Source organism: Acutalibacter intestini (assembly GCF_034334985.1).
Taxonomy (GTDB): Bacteria; Bacillota; Clostridia; order Oscillospirales; family Acutalibacteraceae; genus Acutalibacter; species Acutalibacter intestini.
Window position 1 is genome coordinate 55744 of sequence record NZ_JAWXXL010000019.1, and the last position, 17859, is coordinate 73602.

The window sequence follows — 17859 nt, forward strand, 5'->3', positions numbered from 1 at the left end:
GCTGCGCCGGTCTTTTGTTTTCTATATTATTTCTTTCCGTACCGCTGGGCCCGTCCGTCTTCAATAGGCCCGGACCAGTCCATGCCAAAGCCGAAGTCATAAGCATGGCCCTGGCTGTCGGTGTAGGGCTCCATATCCAGGGAGGCGTCCTCACAGTGGCGCTCTACCGTCTCCATATGGGCCGGCATCTGCACTGGCAGCAGACCGCTGGGCTGGGCTCCGCCGCTGATCATCTGGAACAGCGCCTGGCCCTGCACCCCGAAATCAACGAGAATTCCGTCCGCATAGGGCTCGAACTCGGCCGGTACCGTGGGGTTGTGCATCCGCAGCACCACAATCACCGGCTTCTCCCCCATGGCCTTTTTGGTGTCCAGCACCAGATCCAGGTCGCTCTCGTTGCGGGCTACCGTGGTCTTGCCCTTATACGAGCGGTTGGTAAAGTCCTCCCGGAAGTCGCCCCCAGCCACGCTCTCCTCCCGGGCGGCGTGGGCGGTGTAGGGCCTGTATTGCAGGCTAACGGGCAGGTAGCCGTTTCCCCCGGCCTCCCGGTCTGCCTGGGAATAGCCGTCGGAGAGGGGGCTCTCCATAAACACCAGGGCAAAGTCCGCCTCCTCCGGGGACTGGGCCCAGTCGTAGTATTTTTCCACCAGGGCCCGCTCCACCGGCTGGATAGTCTGAGCGGGCATGGGCGTACGGAAGAAGGTCTTGCCCGCCGCCACATGCCGGTCTGGGATATACACCTTTTTCCGCTCCCGCTGGGGCAGCGCGCCGTTGTTCTTTACCAGCACCAGGGACCTTAGCTGGGCCTCAAAGCCCGCCTGGCAAAAGTCCTCCCGGCCCACCGTGGCGGCGCTCTCCTCGGGGTCCAGGTAGGGGTTCTCAAACAGGCCGCAGCGGAAGATATTCAGCAGCAGCCGCACGGCGGACTCTTCAAAACGCTTACGCATGGCGGCCTCGCCGTGCTTCTGGCAGCCCAGCCGGTAGGCCTCCAGCACCGGGGCTACCGCCGAGTTGCCCCCAAACTGGTCTACCCCATTTTCTATGGCCAGCAGGTGCCGCTGGCCCTCGGTCAGGTCCTCTACCCCGTAGCAGCGGCTGCCAAAAGAGTCCACCTCCGGCACCGGGTCGCCTGTAATGCCCCAGTCGGTGCAGACAATGCCCTGGTAGCCGTATTTTTCCCGCAGCAGGTCGTGGATGATGTACTGGCTGTAGGAGTTGCCCATGTTCTTGCCCGAAGGGTCCAGCCCCCAGCTCACCGTGTAGTAGGGCATAATGGCCGAGGCGCTGCCCGTGGGGCCGTCCAACTGAAAAACCCCCTCCAGGAAGGGCTTTAGGTGGCCGTCTAACTGCTGTCCCGGGTACACGGCGAACTTTCCGAAGGGATAATGGGCGTCCCGGCCCCCCTCGCAGGGGCCGCCGCCGGGCCAGTGCTTGGCCATAGCGCAGACGCTGTCCTTACCCCAGCCGCCAGGGGCGCCTTGGGTAGTCTGCAAGCTATCACAGTAGGCCCTGCCGAAGTCTGTCACCAGGTCTGGGCAGGCGCCAAAGGTATCCTCCAGGCGCATCCAGCGGGGCTCGGTAGCCACGTCTACCTGGGGGAACAGGGCCGTGGTGATGCCCAGAGCCCTGCACTCCTTTGAGACCGCGTCTCCAAAGGCCCGGCAGGTCTCGGGAGAAAAGGTAGCGGCCATACCCAACCCTTCCGGCCACTTAGAAACATCCTGCGCACCACTTTTGTACTCCGCCCCGGCCTTGGCGGCGCCGTGGCGGGGGTCACTGGATATGTTCACTGGGATGCCCCAGGGCAGGGCCTCGGCAAAACTTTGCAGGCCGTTACTCCAGTTGGCAGCCACCCGGGCATTTTCCAAGGTCATAGCCAGCACGTGGCGCACGTGATCTTTCTCCAAAAAAGTTTTTTGCTGATCCGTCAGGGCCCAGTGCTCGGCCCCGCTCTCATCCAGGGTCTTGCCGCCGTAGGTGCCGGGGAAGGGCCCCTGGGCGGGGCACGGCACCATCTGGTGGGGCGAGTAGAGCATTAACCCGGCGATCTCTTCCACGCTCATGCGCGCGGCCAGGTCCCGGGCGCGCTCTTCAGCGGGCAGCCGCCAATCCTCATAGGGTAGCAGGCAGCCAGTGCGGGCTAAATCTTTAAAATAGAGCCCGTCCACCTCTAAAACATTGGCTCCAGCGGTACCGATGTCCGGTCCGTCTGGATTTTTGTATACCTGGTAAGCAGCAGCGCGTTTCTCTTTTTCAGCCATAGCAACCTCCTTTGAAATTGTGTTAACACTATAATTATAAGCACTTATTAGAGCAATGTCAACAGAATATTCACCATACAAGCAAACCATTCTGTAAAAAAATTTCAAGCATCCCCCCTATGCCACGGCATTTTCTTTACTTTTCTCTTTATCCCCCTTGCAGAACCAAGAGAAAGAGAGTATACTGAAATCTGAAAGAAAATTTTACCGGATGAGAAGGTGGCTTTCTTGCAAAGAAATGAAGATCGTATGTTGATGGCCTCCAAAGATGTTGGGCAGTATTTGTTGGCATTTTTGCGTTGGGTCATAGCGGCCCTGGCAATAGGGGCGGTCTGCGGCTTTTTGGGAAGCTGCTTTCATATTCTGATCGACCGTGCTACCGAGACGCGCCAGACTTACCCGCTGATCGTCTGGCTGCTGCCATGTGCGGGTCTGATTACTCTGCTGCTATACCGGCTGTGTAAAGTTAGTTTTGGCACTGGGACTAACTTGATCATCCAGTCTGTAACCACCAACGAGCATATTCCGGTTTTGCTGGCCCCACTCATTGTGGCGGGCACCCTGCTTTCCCACCTGTTCGGGGCCTCGGTGGGCCGGGAGGGCGCGGCTTTGCAGCTGGGGGGCTCTCTAGGGCACAATTTTGGCGAGCTGCTCCGTTTTGACGAGGACGATGTCCGGGTTTTGTCCATGTGCGGCATGGCGGCGTGTTTTTCCGCCATGTTCGGCACGCCTCTTGCGGCGGCTGTGTTTGTGCTGGAGGTCATTGTGGTGGGGTCTATCTCTTACAACGCCTTTCTGCCCTGTGTGGCGGCCTCTTATACCGCTTTCTTTATTAGCGGTCTGCTGGGGGTTCCCCCCATGCGGTTTGAACTATCCGGCAGCATTCCCGGCCTCACACCAGCCACAGCGGGTCAGACCGCTTTGCTGGCGGCCCTGTGCGGCGGGGTAGGCATTCTGCTATGTGTGGCCCTGCATCAAGCAGCACACTGGGCGGAGAAGCTGATAAAAAATTCCTACCTGCGCATCGTGTTAGGAGGGGTTCTTATGACCTTGTTGGTGGTCTTGTTCGGTCTGTACGACTACACTGGAGCGGGAGCTCATATCATCGAAAAGGCTGTAGGCGGCCAAACAGTTCCCTGGGCGTTTCTGCTGAAGATTATCCTAACGGCCCTGTGTGTGGTCGCGGGTTTTCGAGGGGGCGAGATCGTGCCCACCTTATTTGTGGGAGCTACCTTTGGCTGCGCGGTGGGTCCACTGCTGGGCCTAGACCCAAGCTTTGCCGCCGCTGTGGGAATGTGCGCCCTATTCTGCTCTGTGGTAAACTGCCCCATTGCCACGCTCTTTTTGGCTGCCGAGTTGTTCTCTACCGGTGAGCTGGGGCTATTCGCTCTGGCCATTGCGGTCAGCTTTGTGCTCTCGGGCTATTTTGGGCTGTACAGCAGCCAGGTCATCCGCTTTTCAAAGGTGAAGCACAGAACCCTTGACACGAACACGCACTAATTTCCGGCCTATAAGGAACATCTACCTGGCAGAGTTTCCAAAGTAGGAAATTCTCTATCCCTACACAAGAGGAAAACGAAGGACTTATTATCCCCCTGGAATGCTCCGGGGGGTTCCGTTTTAATAAAAATCCGCATACCGTAGGGCGCCCCGCAAAACTGCCGCTGCTTACTCCTTTTTGTCATTCCAAATACCCGCCAGAATATCTTTTAAGACTAGGGCTTGTTGGAACATAGAGGAAATGGCGGATTTTTGACCCGAAGTGGTCCGCTTCCAGGGAGAAAACCGCAAGGAATCCTTGCGGTTTTACGAGGATTTTCGACGCGGAAGAGGGCCGCTTCTGGGTAAAAAGACGGCGTTTTCCATGTTTTAAACAAGCCCTAAAAAGGCGTTTGAGGATTGCTACCAATTTCATGCGGCACCTTCGCCCGTTTTATGGGTAAAAGCGCCTGCCGCTTGTAAACTGTTTTAGCACAACCAGACTGAAAAAATTTTTTTCTCTCCCTTATAGGAAATCTCTATATATGGAAGGTTTTTTGACTTTTGGCTGCCCAAAGGCCTTGGTTTAAACCCGGCAAAAAATGCAAACAATACCTCTGAAAAACCATTCATGGAGGTATGGCGCCTCCTAAAACTTGGAAGGGGGCCCTGCTTATGCAAGGCAAGGTGGAAATATGCGGCGTGAACACCGCGAAACTGAAGGTGCTGAAAAGTGACGAAATGCGGGAGCTGCTCATCCGAAGCCACGACGGCGACCGGGAAGCCAGAGAAAAGCTGATTCATGGCAACCTGCGGCTGGTGCTCAGCGTGATCCAGCGTTTTGGCAACCGGGGCGAGAATCCCGACGATCTGTTCCAGGTGGGGTGCATTGGCCTGATGAAGGCCATCGACCACTTTGATGTAAGCCAGGGGGTACAGTTTTCCACCTATGGAGTACCCATGATTATTGGCGAAGTCCGGCGTTTTCTCCGGGACAACAACTCTGTGCGGGTCAGCCGCTCCATGCGGGACACCGCCTACAAGGCCATTCAGTGCAAAGAGCGCCTTACCGCCCAGAACGGCCGGGAACCCACGGTAGAGGAGATTTCTCAAGAACTGGAGCTGAAGCGTGAGGACGTGGTGGTGGCCCTGGAGGCCATTGTGGAGCCTGTTTCTCTGTACGAGCCTACCTTCTCGGACGGAGGCGATCCGGTATATATCATGGACCAGGTGGGCGACGGAAAGGACGAGGACTGGCTGGAGGAAATTGCCATTAAGCAGGCCATCCACAACCTTAGCGACCGGGAAAAACGCATTCTCTCCATGCGGTTCCTGGAAGGCAAGACCCAGATGGAGGTGGCCGGGCAAGTGGGCATCTCCCAGGCCCAGGTCTCCCGGCTGGAAAAGGGAGCCCTGGGGAAGATTAAGGCGGAGATACGGGCCTAGCCCCCAGCCGCAAAAAAGAAGGGCCCGCCCGGTGGGGTGGGTCCTTTTTCTCATTCCGTTTTAATTTAATATGCAGTTCTATCTACTACAAAGCTTCCATAGCCGCTCTTCTGATAGTTACTTGCACGTACACCTACCTTACCGTGGACCCGAACATCAAAGTCAATTCCATAATAGTCGATTTTAGTAGACGTAAAGTCTAAGTTTCGCCGTGATGAAATCGATCTTCCTGTGGATTCATTGGTATAGCCCAAATTATATTTCGTCACTCCGGAAGGTAACGAAGATGCGATGGTAGTAATCCCATTAATATAAGTATTATTTGAAACGGAATCAACTGTTTTAAATGCACCTGTAAGGATTCCTTCCACCGCCTTTTGCACATATACGTCTTTACAGACCCACCTAGTAGTTACGGCATCTCCATAAGGCGCTATGCCACCTTCTCCTTTTTGTGGGCTTTTCTCATCCTCAACCGGTGCGTTCACAACCGGCAAGTCCCAGCCTGGGAAAAGGTCACTGAAATGAGGATCAATTTCAAATGTACGATCCTCATCATTTACTACATAGGCGACCACATCATCCGCTGACCAATCATACCGATCAATGACCTTGTTGCGCGCTTCCAGAATCTTTTCTTTCATTTCCTCATCGGCCTTTTCAATATCCATGTAGGCCAAACTTAGAACCTCATCTGGACTATCTGCCTGGAGAGCAATTCCAGGGTCATGGATAACCTCTGTATATCCTTGCTCCAAATAGCGCTGGCGTACAGCTTCCTCCATTTCATTAGAGGCCGAAGCAGACACCGCGAATACGCCCACAAACGCGAACATGACCAAAAGACTTGCTAATTTTTTCATTTTATGCCTCCTTGCCGCAAAGACGCCGCCTTGCACCCGCTATTCACCGCCTCCTTTCTGCTCTCCTGTACGTCTAAAAATATTATAGCCCCTATTTCTAAATATCGCAACAGGTTTTGCAGTTTGTTCGCAGAATATTTACATTTTTTACCGCAACATAAACAAATCACTTCATCTCCACCACTGTAACGCCACTCTCTCCCTCGCCAAAGGCCCCCAGCCGGAAGCGCTTTACCTGCGGGCAGCGCCGCAGGTGCTTTTGCACCGCTGCCCGCAGCACACCGGTGCCCTTGCCGTGGATGATGGTCACCTGGGTCAGGGCCGCCCGGGCCGCTCGGTCCAAAAAGGCGTCTACCTCTATCAGGGCCTCATCGCTGCTCATGCCCCGCAAGTCCAGGCTGGCGGCCCCCTGGGGCTGGCTTACGTCCTTGGTCACCGACCGCCCCCGGAGCTTCTGCTCCTGTTTCTCGCTTAGCAGACGCAGGCTTTCTACCGGCACCCGGGTCTTAATGATGCCCGCCTGCACCAGCACCTGGCCGTCTCGGGGGGGCTCTAGCACCGAGGCCTTTTTGTCAATGTCCACCATCAGTACGCTGTCCCCTGGTTTCAGCTCCCGGGGCAGCTGGTAGTTGGTGTCCCGGGGGCGGCTTACCGGGTCGGCGGCGGTCTCCAGCTGGCGCATACCGCTGCGCAGCCGGGCCTTTTGCTCTGCCGAAAGGGCTTTGTTCTGGCTGCGGCGCGCCTCGTCCAGCTCATTTAAGAGGGCATCCGCCTGCCGCCGGGTCTTTTGTACAATCTGCTCCGCCTGCTGCCGGGCCTGCTCCAGCTCCCGGCGGGCCAGCCCAGCGGCCTCCACTTGCTTTGCCTCCGCTTGGCGAATGCTGTCCCGGGCCTTGTCCGCGGCCCGGCGGGCTAGGGCCAGCTCGTCCTCCAGCTTACGGCGGTCCTCCTCCAGGCGGCCCACCACCTGCTCGAACACGCTGTTTTCTCGAGAGACCAGCTGCCCCGCCCGGTCCACAATGCGCCCCTCCATGCCAAGCCGCCGGGAGATGGCAAAGGCATTGGACTTGCCCGGCACACCAATGAGCAGCCGGTAGGTGGGCCGCAGGCTCTCTACATCAAACTCGCAGCAGCCGTTCTCGACCCCCGGGGTCTGTAGGGCGTAGGCTTTTAGCTCGGCATAGTGGGTGGTGCAGGCCAGCCGCGCCCCCTTGCCCCGCAGCTCCTCAATAATGGCCGTGGCCAAAGCGGCGCCCTCCACCGGGTCCGTGCCCGCGCCCAGTTCGTCCAAAAGCACCAGGCTGTTCTCGTCAGCAATAGACAGGATCTTGATGATATTGGTCATGTGGGCCGAAAAAGTGGAAAGGCTCTGCTCAATGCTCTGCTCGTCTCCAATATCCGCCAGAATATGGCTGTATACCGAGACCCGGCTGCCCTCGGCGGCGGGAATCATCAGACCGCACATGGCCATCAGGGACAGCAGGCCCACGGTCTTAAGGGCCACGGTCTTGCCGCCGGTGTTGGGGCCGGTGATAATCAGGCTGTCAAAGTCCTTTCCCAGGCGGATGTCCGTGGGCACCACCTTTTCTTTGGCAATCAGCGGGTGCCGGGCGGCGGTCAGCTGGGTGACCCCGTCCTCACCCAGCTGGGGGGTTACCGCTTTCATGCGGTAGGCCACCTGGGCCTTGGCAAAGATTACATTCAGCTCCACAGCGCAGCGGTAGCTGTCGATAATCGCCCCCGCGAACTCTCCGGCTTCGGCGGAAAGCTCCCGAAGGATACGGTTGATCTCTTCCAGCTCCTGGGATTGAAGTACGCGGATCTCGTTGTTGGCCTCTACCACGCTCATAGGCTCAATGAATACCGTGGCCCCGCTGGAAGATGTGTCGTGGATCAGGCCCGGCACCTCCCCCCGGAACTCTGCTTTAACCGGCACCACGTAGCGGCCTCCCCGCTGGGTGATGATGCTCTCTTGCAGGTGCTTTTGGTGGGAGCTGGAGCGGACCAGCTTTTCCAGCTGGTCCCGGGCCCGGGCCGAGGCAGAGCGAATCTTCCGCCGGATATTCGCCAGCGTGGGCGAGGCGGCGTCGGCCATCTCCTCTTCGCTGAGGATGCATGTATAAATTTTTTCCTCTAAGTATTTGTTGGGAGCCAGCACGTGGAATCGGTCGCTAAGGGGCGTGCGCATGCCAGCGGATTTATCGTGCCAGCTCTGCAAAGCCCGAATGGCCCGCAGAGTACCCGCCACATCCAGCAGCTCCCGCATCCCCAGCCCGCCCCCGGCCTGGGCCCGGCGCAGAGGGTTGGTGACGTTCTTCAGGCCATTAAAGCTGGGCCCGCCGAACTTGGCCATCAGTACAAAGGCGGCGTCCGTCTCTTCCAGCAGATATTTTGCTTCCGCTAAGCTGCATTTCGGTTCTATGGACCGGGCTAACTCCACCGCGTCGTCACAGGTGGTCTCGCTTGCCACCAGGTCCAGTATTTTATCCAATTCTAGCGCTTTATAATTTTTATTCATATCCGTTTATCCTCAATTTCAAAATACTCGCTTGATGCATTTTTTATAGATATAGTCCTCTCGAAGCACATTGCTGTAGGTGTCCATCCAGCACGGCCGCAGGCCGCTGCGATGGGCTACAGCCTGTGAACCAATATTGGTTACAGACGCGCTGTAGAAAGGCACCCTTTCCCGAGCCAGCAGCTCTCGGGCCAGCCAGCTGACCAGCCCCCGTCCCCGGTGGGAGGGGCTGGTGTCCACGCCCATCTCCTGGAGGCTTTGAGACTGCTCCCCCGCCCCGGCCAAGGCAATCATTTGATCCTGAAACTGGGCAAAACATACCATGCCCGTGCCGGTATGTCCATCCTCATCAAAGGCCAGAGAATTGGGGAAAGCACTTAAGCCCGCCAGCTGGCCAAGAGCCGCCCCTTCCAGCAGATGGTACTCATAACCAGCAGAAAGGGGCATGTCTGAAACCTGGTCCGGTATAAAGTGGATGGTCTGGCCATACACCAGAGGCAGCTCGAACAGCTCGTCCCGGGTGCGGCCTTGGGTTAGGGCTTTTACCTGCGGCAGAAGCTCTGGGGAGGAGGAAACCACCACACGCCCCCCCCCAATCACTGCCAGCTTTAAAAAAGGAGGCTGGGCGGTTCTATTGGGCACGTAGAGAACGCCCGAACCGGATAAGCCCTCTGGGGTGCAGTCCAGCTGGGCCGCCAGATAGGCCCGCACCGTATTTATTATGATACATGGGTTCATCAATTTCTTTCCCTTCTATATCAAAAGACTATGATAAAATTCCAAGGTCTTGGGCCGCTTTTGCAGCACATGCAGGGTATAGGCCTCTGCGGCGTCTGTCAGTTCAGTCAGGGCGTGGCCTGCCAGGTGAAAAGAAAAGATCTTCTCAAACTCAGAATAAATAATATACCGCATAGCTGTCAGCGCCCCCGGCGAAAGCGCAACCACAGGGGTTCCCTTATTTATATAACAATTTTGGCAGTAGATCTCTCCCCGGTTCACCCGGAAAAACATGCGCGGGGCCCCATAGGCCCCGCAGGCCTCGCAGGCCACCAGGTTTGGCATATATCCCGCCATAGAGAGCATCCGCAGCTCTACCACAGGCTTTAGCAGCTGGGCCGTGCGGGCGCCAGTGCAGAGAAAATGCAGGGCATTCAGCACCAGCCGCAGGTACTGGGCCGACTCCACCCCCTCGGGCACCAGCTCGGCGGCCAGCTCACAAAAATACTGCCCCGCCGAGAGGTTCAAAAGATCCCCCCGCAGGCCAAAGAACACCTCGATGGGCCGGGCCGCGTCGATTATGTACTTATCCCGCCCCTTGTGCAGGTCCAGGCGGGAATAGCAAAGCAGCCCTGTGGCTGAATTTTTGCTGTCTTTATAATTTTTTGCGCGCCGGGCAAAAGCCCGCACCACACCCTCGTCACGGGTCAGAACCGTAACCAGCCGGTCGCTCTCGCCCACTGTCTGCTCCCGAATAATAATCCCCTGGGTCTTCAGCCGCACCCCGCGGCCCCCTCTCGTATGCAATATTTTGTGCGCTGCCCCGCACTTTGGCATATAGAATATAGTCCTCTACCCGGCCCGAACGGGTAAAATTCAACCAAGCCTGATTTTCATTCACTGCAAACGCCCCCTTACAATGAAAGTATTTGCAGGAACCGGGCGGGTATGAGTGGAAAAAATATCTTTTATCGACGCCGCTCGACGGACTTTTCCCGGCGAATGTGCTTGTACCCCTATTGTATCGTTTTCGGGACCTAAACGCAAGCCTAATTTTTGTGCCTTCCACCCAAAACCCGCCAATAAAAACGCGGTGCGGGTACCTTAGTCCCCTTCACCGCGCAATCGGTTCTATTTCTGGATCTTTCACGAAACTCCCTGGTTCAGTCCTCGTCTCCGGCTGGCTCTTTGCAGCGGTCCCACAGACGTTTTACCACAAAAACCACGCCCACTAACACCATAAAACCGGCAAAGGCCATATGCGCCCCCTCTTCTGTCAAAGCCCCGTCCCGCACCAAAGGGTCTCCGTCTATCACATGGGTCATGCTGATGGCCAGCAAAATCAGGCCAAATATTCCTTCCAGTCCATAAAGCCAGTTCTGGCGGCTGTTTTTTTGCGTAATGTCTCGTAGGATGTACTCAATCAAGGCAAAGTCCAGGCCGGCCCATAGAATGAGCATGTTCTCATAAAACCCCGGCGCCCAGTGGATGTCATCAATTTTCAGCACCCCATTGGCAAACAAAAGCACAAACAACAAAACGGTGGTGTGCTGGAACACATTCCCCCGCAAAAGCAACTGGCGCTCATCAAATTCATACTTTTTCCGCATAGACATTTCTCCCTATCCTTTCAGCTAATTTTCTTCTTCCGGCCAAAACAAACCGTCCAGCGTGGTTCCCAGCACCCGGCATATCTCTATGCACAGACGTACCGTGGGGTTGTAGTCCCCCCGCTCAATGGCCACCACGGTCTGGCGGGTAACTCCCACCGCGTCGGCCAGGTCCTGCTGGGTCAGACCCTTGGCAACCCGAGCGGCTTTCATTTTCAGGTTTTTGCCCAACGGATCACCTCCTCGCCTGATATTGTATATTATCTGCGATAAAAAGTCAAGTATAGTTTACAAAAAAGCTGTTAAATTTTACTTCACACGATTGCGGCCTTTGCCAGCGCTCTTCCTCTTGACCGCGCGATGTGTCCATACTTTGCCCGCACAAAAACGCGCTGAAGCTTGACAATCTCCCCCACCCCTACTATACTTCATAATAGAGTATTTCGCGCCTGCCGCGTACCGAACGCCCAGGCACAGTAAAGGAGAATTCTCATGAGCATGAACATGTGTTTTCGCTGGTACGGCCAAGGAAACGATGAAATTCCACTGTCCTATATCAAGCAGATTCCCGGGGTGAGCGGCATTGTCTGGGCCCTGCATCACAAGCTGCCAGGGGAGGTTTGGCCTGTGGAGGAGATTGCCCAGGTCAAGGAACAGCTGGACCCTTACGGCTTCCATATGGATGTAGTAGAGTCTGTCAACGTCCATGACGATATTAAAACGGGCCGGCCTAGCCGAGATGGGTACATTGAGAACTATATCCAGACCATCCGCAACCTGGGCCAGTTTGGGGTTAAGGTGATCTGCTACAACTTTATGCCCGTGTTTGACTGGACTCGTACAGATCTGTTCCATCCCCTGCCAGACGGCTCTACAGCCCTATTCTATGAAGCTTCCAAGATTCACGACGACCCCAAGGAGATGGCCCAGTACATTCTCAACAACCTCCACGGCCTCACCTTTCCCGGCTGGGAACCGGAGCGTATGGCCCAGCTGGACCAGCTCTTCGCCGCCTACAAAGAGGTAAGCAAAGAACAGCTGTGGGAGAATCTGCGGTACTTTTTGGAGCGGCTAATGCCCGTATGCCATGCGTGCGGCGTTAAAATGGCCATCCATATGGATGATCCGCCTTGGGACATCTTTGGTCTGCCCCGGCTGCTGGTGGACGAGCCCTCCATTGACCGGTTCTTGAATATGGTGGACGACCCCTGCAACTGCCTGACCCTGTGCACCGGCAGTCTGGGCGCCAACCCTCAAAACGATGTGGCCGCTATGGTCCGCAAGCACTGCGGGCGCATTGCCTTTGCCCACATCCGCAACGTGAAGCATTACCCTAATGGAGACTTTACCGAGACCAGCCACCGGGATTGCCAGGGGGATGCCGGCATTTTGGACATTGTGAAAGCCTTCCACGACGGCGGCTTTGAAGGCTATGTCCGTCCCGACCACGGCCGGCACCTGTGGGGCGAGGGGCCAGGCAGTGTGCGCCCCGGCTACGGCCTGTACGACCGGGCCTTGGGCATTATGTATCTTTGGGGGATCTGGGACGCCCTGGACAGATGGGAGGATTTGCAATGAAATTAGACTGCATGGGAATACAGAACCAGGCCTCCTGGGAACAGGCGGGCATTCGGCTGCCGAAGTTTGACTGGAACCAGATGCGGGCCCAAACCCAGGCGGCCCCGGTCTGGGTACACTTTGGGGCAGGGAACATTTTCCGAGGATTTATTGCCAAATTGCAGCAGGACCTGCTGGAACAAGGCCTGGTAAGTACCGGTATTGTGGCGGCAGATACTTTTGACTTGGACATCATTGATATGATTTATGATCCCCACCACAGCATGACCTTGCTAGCCACCCTGCTGCCGGATGGCTCGGTAAAAAAAGAGGTGGTGGCCTCCATCTCCCAGGGGCTGCGGGCCAGCGGGGCGTATCCACAGGATATGGAAAAACTGCGGGCCATTTTCCGCGCCCCCTCCCTGCAAATGGTCAGCTATACCATCACTGAGAAAGGTTATGCCCTAGCGGATCTTTCCGGGAATTTCTTTCCGGCTGTACAGGCGGATTTTGCAGAGGGGCCCGGCCGCTGCTCCCACGCCATGAGCGTTACCGCCGCTCTGCTGCTGGAACGGTTTCTGGCCGGCGGCGCGCCCATTGCCCTGGTAAGCATGGACAACTGTTCCCACAACGGGGAAAAACTTCAGGCCGGGGTAGTGACCGTAGCAGAAAATTGGGAGAAGAACAGGTATGTGTCCCAAGATTTTCTGGCCTGGCTGGGAGATAACAACAAAGTCTCTTTCCCCTGGACCATGATCGACAAGATCACCCCCCGCCCCGCCCAAGTGGTGGAAGAAGCCCTGACCGCCGCCGGTGTGGAGGACATGTCTCCCACCGTCACCAGCAGGGGAACCTACATTGCTCCCTTTGTCAACGCGGAGGGACCCCAATACCTTGTGGTAGAGGACGCCTTCCCTAACGGCCGCCCACCCCTGGAAAAGGCCGGGGTTTACCTGACGGACCGGGACACCGTGAACGCCACCGAGCGCATGAAGGTGACCACCTGCTTAAACCCACTGCATACGGCTCTGGCAGTGTTTGGATGCCTGCTGGGGTATCAGACCATTGCCGCTGAGATGGGGGATCCGTTGCTAAAGGGCCTGGTGGAAAAAATCGGCTACACGGAAGGTCTGCCCGTGGTGACGGACCCCAAGATATTGAATCCCCAGGCCTTTATTAAAGAAGTGGTGGAGGAGCGCCTGCCCAACCCCTTTATCCCAGACACCCCCCAGCGCATTGCCACAGACACCAGCCAAAAGCTGCCCATCCGCTTTGGCGAGACCATCAAGAGCTACCAGGCCAGGCCCGACCTAGACGCCGCCAGCCTGACCTATATCCCCCTGGCTTTGGCCGGGTGGCTGCGGTATCTTTTGGCAGTGGACGACCACGGCCATCCCTTGGCATGCAGCAGCGACCCCATGCTGGAGTCTCTGCAATCCCAGCTGGCCGGGGTTCATCTGGGCGGAGCGGCTGCGGAGCAGACCCTGCGGCCCATCCTATCTAACCCAGCCCTGTTCGGAGTGGACCTGTATGCAGTGGGTCTGGCGGAAAAGGTGGCCGGAATGCTGCGGGAGATGCTGGCAGGCCCCGGGGCGGTGCGGAGGACCCTGGAAAAATATGTGTAAGCCCCAGCCTCTCTTCCCCGGCCTTTACTGAAACTTGACTTACAGGACTAGGTATGCTATTCTTATATTAGTTTGCCGAAAACTGGCGTTTCCTGCAAGCTCAAACTTAATTGTAGAATGGGAATGTTGCGCAATGAAAAAAAATTTAGTGGCCCTTTTCCTCTCAGCAGCCTGTGCGCTTACTCTGGCTGCTTGTAACGATTCCGATAATCAGGATTCTTCGTTGAGTAGTTCTCAAACCAGCTCCAGCTCGGCCTTGGCTACGCCCACGACAAAGCCCTCGGCTTCGCCTTCCGCCAAACCCAAAGCTACGGCCAAGCCCACCGCAAAGCCCTCGGCTGTCCCTAAGCCCACTGAATCCCCCACGTCAGAGCCTACTCCCGAGAGCAGTGACCCGGAAGAAAACCATGAGATCTTTATCAGCCCCAGCGAACCCACCCCGGAGCCCACCCCGGAACCCACCCCCGAGCCGGACCCTGAACCCCAGGCCAACCCTTCGGACTATATCGGTTCCGATATCAACACCTTCTACAGCGTGTTTGGATACCCCAACAGCTCAGACTACGGCCCCAGCTGCATGGGCCCCGGCGAGGACGGCCTGCTGTATTACAGCAACTTCACGGTATACACCTACCGCGTAGATGGCTCTGAGACGGTCCAAGACATCGGGTAAACGTCTATGGTATTCAGTTCTCCTGCTTTTCTCTTCGCTTTCTTGCCTCTGTGTTTTCTGCTATACCGGCTGCTGCCGGGCCTTACTGCTAAAAACGTCTTGCTCACCTTGGTCAGCGTAGTATTCTACGCTTTTGGTGAGCCAGTATACGTACTGCTGCTTTTGGCCTCTGTGGTGGTTAATTATCTCTCCGGCCGGCTCATTGTCTCCCAGCGTTTCAATAAAAAGGCGGTAGTGGCCCTATCTGTGGCAGTAAACCTGGGGCTGCTCTCTGTCTTTAAATATACCGACTTCGCTTTAGGCTCTTTAAACCGGCTGACAGGGCTTTCCCTGCCCCTGCCTGGCATTGCCCTGCCGGTGGGCATCTCCTTCTTTACCTTTCAAGGCCTGTCTTATGTCATCGATGTATACCGGGACGAAACGCTGGTCAGCCGTAGCCTGTTAAAGCTGGCCCTATACATTTCCTTCTTTCCCCAGCTGATTGCCGGGCCCATTGTCAAGTACCACGACGTAAGCTTGCAAATCGACCGGCGGGAGACCTCTTCCGCCCTCACCGCGGATGGAATACGGCGGTTCATCCTAGGTCTCTCCAAAAAGTTGCTGCTTTCCAACACGGTAGGACAGATGGCGGACCTGGTGTTCGGGGCTTCGGCCCTACAGCTGGATGCCCGGTCCGCTTGGCTGGGGGCCCTGTGCTACATGCTGCAAATCTATTTCGATTTCTCCGGCTACTCAGACATGGCCATTGGCCTGGGCCGCATGTTTGGCTTTCGGTTTCTGGAAAACTTCGACCACCCCTATGCCAGCGCCTCTATTAAAGAGTTCTGGCGGCGGTGGCATATCTCTCTGTCCAGCTGGTTCCGGGACTATCTGTACATCCCCCTAGGCGGCAACCGCAAGGGCCGCCTGCGCACCCAGCTGAACAAGTGTCTGGTGTTTTTCTGCACCGGACTTTGGCATGGGGCCTCTTGGAACTTTGTGCTGTGGGGCCTTTGGCACGGGTTATTTATCATTCTAGAGGATTTTCTCCCCAAAGGCGGCAGGCTGCGCCGGGTCCTTGGCCACGGGACCACTTTGCTCATCGTGCTGCTGGGTTTCGTGCTCTTTCGGGCGGACACCCTGGCCGAGGCCGGGCTGGTGTACAGCCAAATGTTTACTGGTTTTACTGCTACGGTCCAAGGCGCGGCACTGCTGCGGTCCCTGCTCACTCCATACAATCTGTTCATTTTGGGGGTCAGCTTGGTGTGCGCCCTGCCTATCCTGCCCAGGGTCCAGGCTTTGGCCAGCGGAAACGGCAAGGCCTGCGCTTTGGCCCGGGCCGGGTCTTATGCAGCGGCGGGGATACTGTTCTTGCTGTGCGTGATGAACCTGGCGGGCAGCCAGTTTAACCCCTTTATCTACTTTCGATTTTAAGGAGGCTGGCCATGAAAAAACTCGGTCATTTACTATTCACCGGCGTGTTTATGTTGGCTTGCCTCATCCCTGGGATTGGTATGCTGATTTTAGGCCCCAGCCCTGCCGCGGGTAATGAGGTATTGGCGGCTCCGCCCCGGGCCTTTGCCCCTGACGGCAGCTTTAACCTGGAGCTGCTCTCGGACACCGCCGACTACTTCTCGGACCACTTTGCTTTTCGGCAAGAGCTGGTCACCGCCGACTCGGTGATGAAGTCCAGTCTGTTTGCCACCTCTGCCCAAAACGATGTGGCTTTGGGCCGGAACGGCTGGCTCTTCTACGCCGAGACTTTGGACGACTACACCGGCGCGGACGCCCTCACAGGGCGGCAGGCCTACTGCATAGCCCGGTCCCTGGCCCTGGCCCAGTCCTATGTGGAGGGGCAGGGCGGGGTGTTCGCCTTTACCATTGCCCCAAATAAGGCCTCTATCTGCCCCGAATACCTGCCGGAAAGCCTCTCCCCCGCTCCCGTGGCCTATGCCGCCCCGGTAGAGGACGCCCTCCGCCGGCAAGGGGTGAACTATGCCGACCTGTTCACGGCCCTGGGCAACGCCAGCGAGATGCTGGAGCAGATACCCTCTTTGGACGGCGAGCCCCTCTACTTTGCCTTGGACTCCCACTGGACCAACAAGGGCGCGGCCCTGGGCCACGATGTATTGTTGGAAACCCTGGGCCTGCCCCCAGAGGATGCTTTCGGCAAGGCGGGCAGCTACCAGCCTACCCACCGGGGGGACCTGCACGAGATGCTATACCCAGCCTCCAAAGAGATGGACCTGGAGTTTACGTTTGAGGACGCCTTGGCATTTGAATATGCCGTGCCCATCCGAGGGGTGGATGATCTGCGCATTCAGACCACCAGCGCCGCCGGAAATGCCCCGCTGCTGATGTTTCGGGATTCCTTTGGCAACGCCCTGCACGCTCTGATGGCCGAGAGCTTCTCTTCCGCTACATTCTCCCGGGCCACCCCCTATCATCTAGGGATGATGGAGCAGAACGGCGCACAATACATTGTGGTGGAAATTGTGGAACGAAATCTGCCTCGTTTAGCCCAGGCTCCCTTTCTAATGCCCGCACCCCAGGTGGTCTTTGACATGAACGCTATTCCAGCCGGCGCCGCCGCCCAGATAGAGTCCGAGCCCGCCGCCAACCTGCCGGGGTACTTGCGGCTCAGCGGCCGGGTGGAGGTTCCTTGTGACCAAGAGAGCCCGGTGTACGTCCGCTGCGGAGAAACCGTGTACGAGGCTTTCCCCATAGACGAGGGTGCGTCCGGCCAGTCTGGCTGTGTCTTTGCCCTGTATCTGCCGGAAAACCTGACTGGAGCAGTGGAGGTTCTGTTCAGCAGCGGCGGGGAATGGATGGTGGCCACAGGCGGTTGAACGTAACAAGTCTGTACAAGGAACTTCACCATGCGCCTCTTTCTTTATAGTCTGTTGAGACGGACCCATTGGAACGAATTTTGTCAGAGGACTTTCCAGGCCTTCAGGTCGAAGGGCGGCTCCCATACTGCTCGGTTCCTTGTTCGGCGTGTGTCTCTGGTATGTATTACTCCCGCTCAAAAAGCTAGGAAAAAGAGAGGAAGAGTGATATAATAGGGATATGGAATATATCGATTTGCGGAAAGTGGGAAAAGAAGGGCTCAAGCAGATACGCAGTCAGGT

General features: G+C 56.8%; 14 protein-coding genes. 7 read left to right on the forward strand and 7 right to left on the reverse strand.

Going from position 1 to position 17859, the window contains the following annotated elements; genetic code table 11:
- Positions 1-26: 26 nt before the first annotated feature.
- Positions 27-2261, reverse strand: coding sequence for a glycoside hydrolase family 3 protein (locus U8U68_RS13740; RefSeq protein WP_322201722.1), 2235 nt, complete (start codon positions 2259-2261; stop codon positions 27-29).
- Between the two features lie 228 nt (positions 2262-2489).
- On the opposite strand from U8U68_RS13740, the gene U8U68_RS13745 reads away from it, so the two are divergent.
- Both U8U68_RS13745 and sigG read left to right on the forward strand, forming a co-directional pair.
- Positions 2490-3761, forward strand: coding sequence for a chloride channel protein (locus U8U68_RS13745; RefSeq protein WP_322201724.1), 1272 nt, complete (start codon positions 2490-2492; stop codon positions 3759-3761).
- Positions 3762-4415: 654 nt separating this feature from the next.
- Positions 4416-5186, forward strand: coding sequence for an RNA polymerase sporulation sigma factor SigG (gene sigG, locus U8U68_RS13750; protein WP_322201726.1), 771 nt, complete (start codon positions 4416-4418; stop codon positions 5184-5186).
- 65 nt (positions 5187-5251) lie between these two features.
- Here sigG and U8U68_RS13755 read toward each other — a convergent pair whose 3' ends face one another.
- The 6 genes from U8U68_RS13755 to U8U68_RS13780 form a co-directional block, all read right to left on the reverse strand.
- Entirely contained in the window at positions 5252-6049 is a 798-nt protein-coding gene (locus U8U68_RS13755; protein WP_322201728.1) for a hypothetical protein, read from the reverse strand.
- A gap of 166 nt (positions 6050-6215) precedes the next feature.
- Positions 6216-8567, reverse strand: coding sequence for an endonuclease MutS2 (locus tag U8U68_RS13760; protein ID WP_322201730.1), 2352 nt, complete (start codon positions 8565-8567; stop codon positions 6216-6218).
- An 18-nt stretch (positions 8568-8585) separates the two neighbouring features.
- Entirely contained in the window at positions 8586-9308 is a 723-nt protein-coding gene (locus U8U68_RS13765; RefSeq protein WP_322201732.1) for a GNAT family N-acetyltransferase, read from the reverse strand.
- A 12-nt stretch (positions 9309-9320) separates the two neighbouring features.
- Complete coding sequence (gene recO, locus U8U68_RS13770) at positions 9321-10067, reverse strand: DNA repair protein RecO (protein WP_322201734.1); 747 nt, start codon at positions 10065-10067, stop codon at positions 9321-9323.
- A gap of 380 nt (positions 10068-10447) precedes the next feature.
- Complete coding sequence (locus tag U8U68_RS13775; RefSeq protein WP_322201736.1) at positions 10448-10894, reverse strand: hypothetical protein; 447 nt, start codon at positions 10892-10894, stop codon at positions 10448-10450.
- A 24-nt stretch (positions 10895-10918) separates the two neighbouring features.
- Positions 10919-11107 (reverse strand): helix-turn-helix transcriptional regulator, encoded by a 189-nt coding sequence (locus U8U68_RS13780; RefSeq protein ID WP_322201748.1) that lies wholly within the window; start codon positions 11105-11107, stop codon positions 10919-10921.
- Positions 11108-11392: 285 nt separating this feature from the next.
- Between U8U68_RS13780 and uxuA the strand changes: the two genes are divergently transcribed.
- The 5 genes from uxuA to U8U68_RS13805 all read left to right on the forward strand — a co-directional run bounded on the left by uxuA (position 11393) and on the right by U8U68_RS13805 (position 17577).
- On the forward strand, positions 11393-12472 hold the full coding sequence (gene uxuA, locus U8U68_RS13785) for a mannonate dehydratase (protein WP_322201750.1): 1080 nt from the start codon (positions 11393-11395) through the stop codon (positions 12470-12472).
- On the forward strand, positions 12469-14076 hold the full coding sequence (locus U8U68_RS13790) for a mannitol dehydrogenase family protein (protein WP_322201738.1): 1608 nt from the start codon (positions 12469-12471) through the stop codon (positions 14074-14076). Before uxuA ends, U8U68_RS13790 begins: the two co-directional genes overlap by 4 nt.
- 133 nt (positions 14077-14209) lie before the next feature.
- Complete coding sequence (locus U8U68_RS13795; protein ID WP_322201740.1) at positions 14210-14749, forward strand: hypothetical protein; 540 nt, start codon at positions 14210-14212, stop codon at positions 14747-14749.
- A gap of 6 nt (positions 14750-14755) precedes the next feature.
- Positions 14756-16162 carry an MBOAT family O-acyltransferase gene (locus U8U68_RS13800; RefSeq protein ID WP_322201742.1) on the forward strand — a complete coding sequence of 469 codons (1407 nt, stop codon included), beginning with the start codon at positions 14756-14758 and terminating at the stop codon, positions 16160-16162.
- An 11-nt stretch (positions 16163-16173) separates the two neighbouring features.
- Positions 16174-17577 carry an alginate O-acetyltransferase AlgX-related protein gene (locus U8U68_RS13805; RefSeq protein WP_322201744.1) on the forward strand — a complete coding sequence of 468 codons (1404 nt, stop codon included), beginning with the start codon at positions 16174-16176 and terminating at the stop codon, positions 17575-17577.
- The last annotated feature ends 282 nt before the right edge of the window (positions 17578-17859 follow it).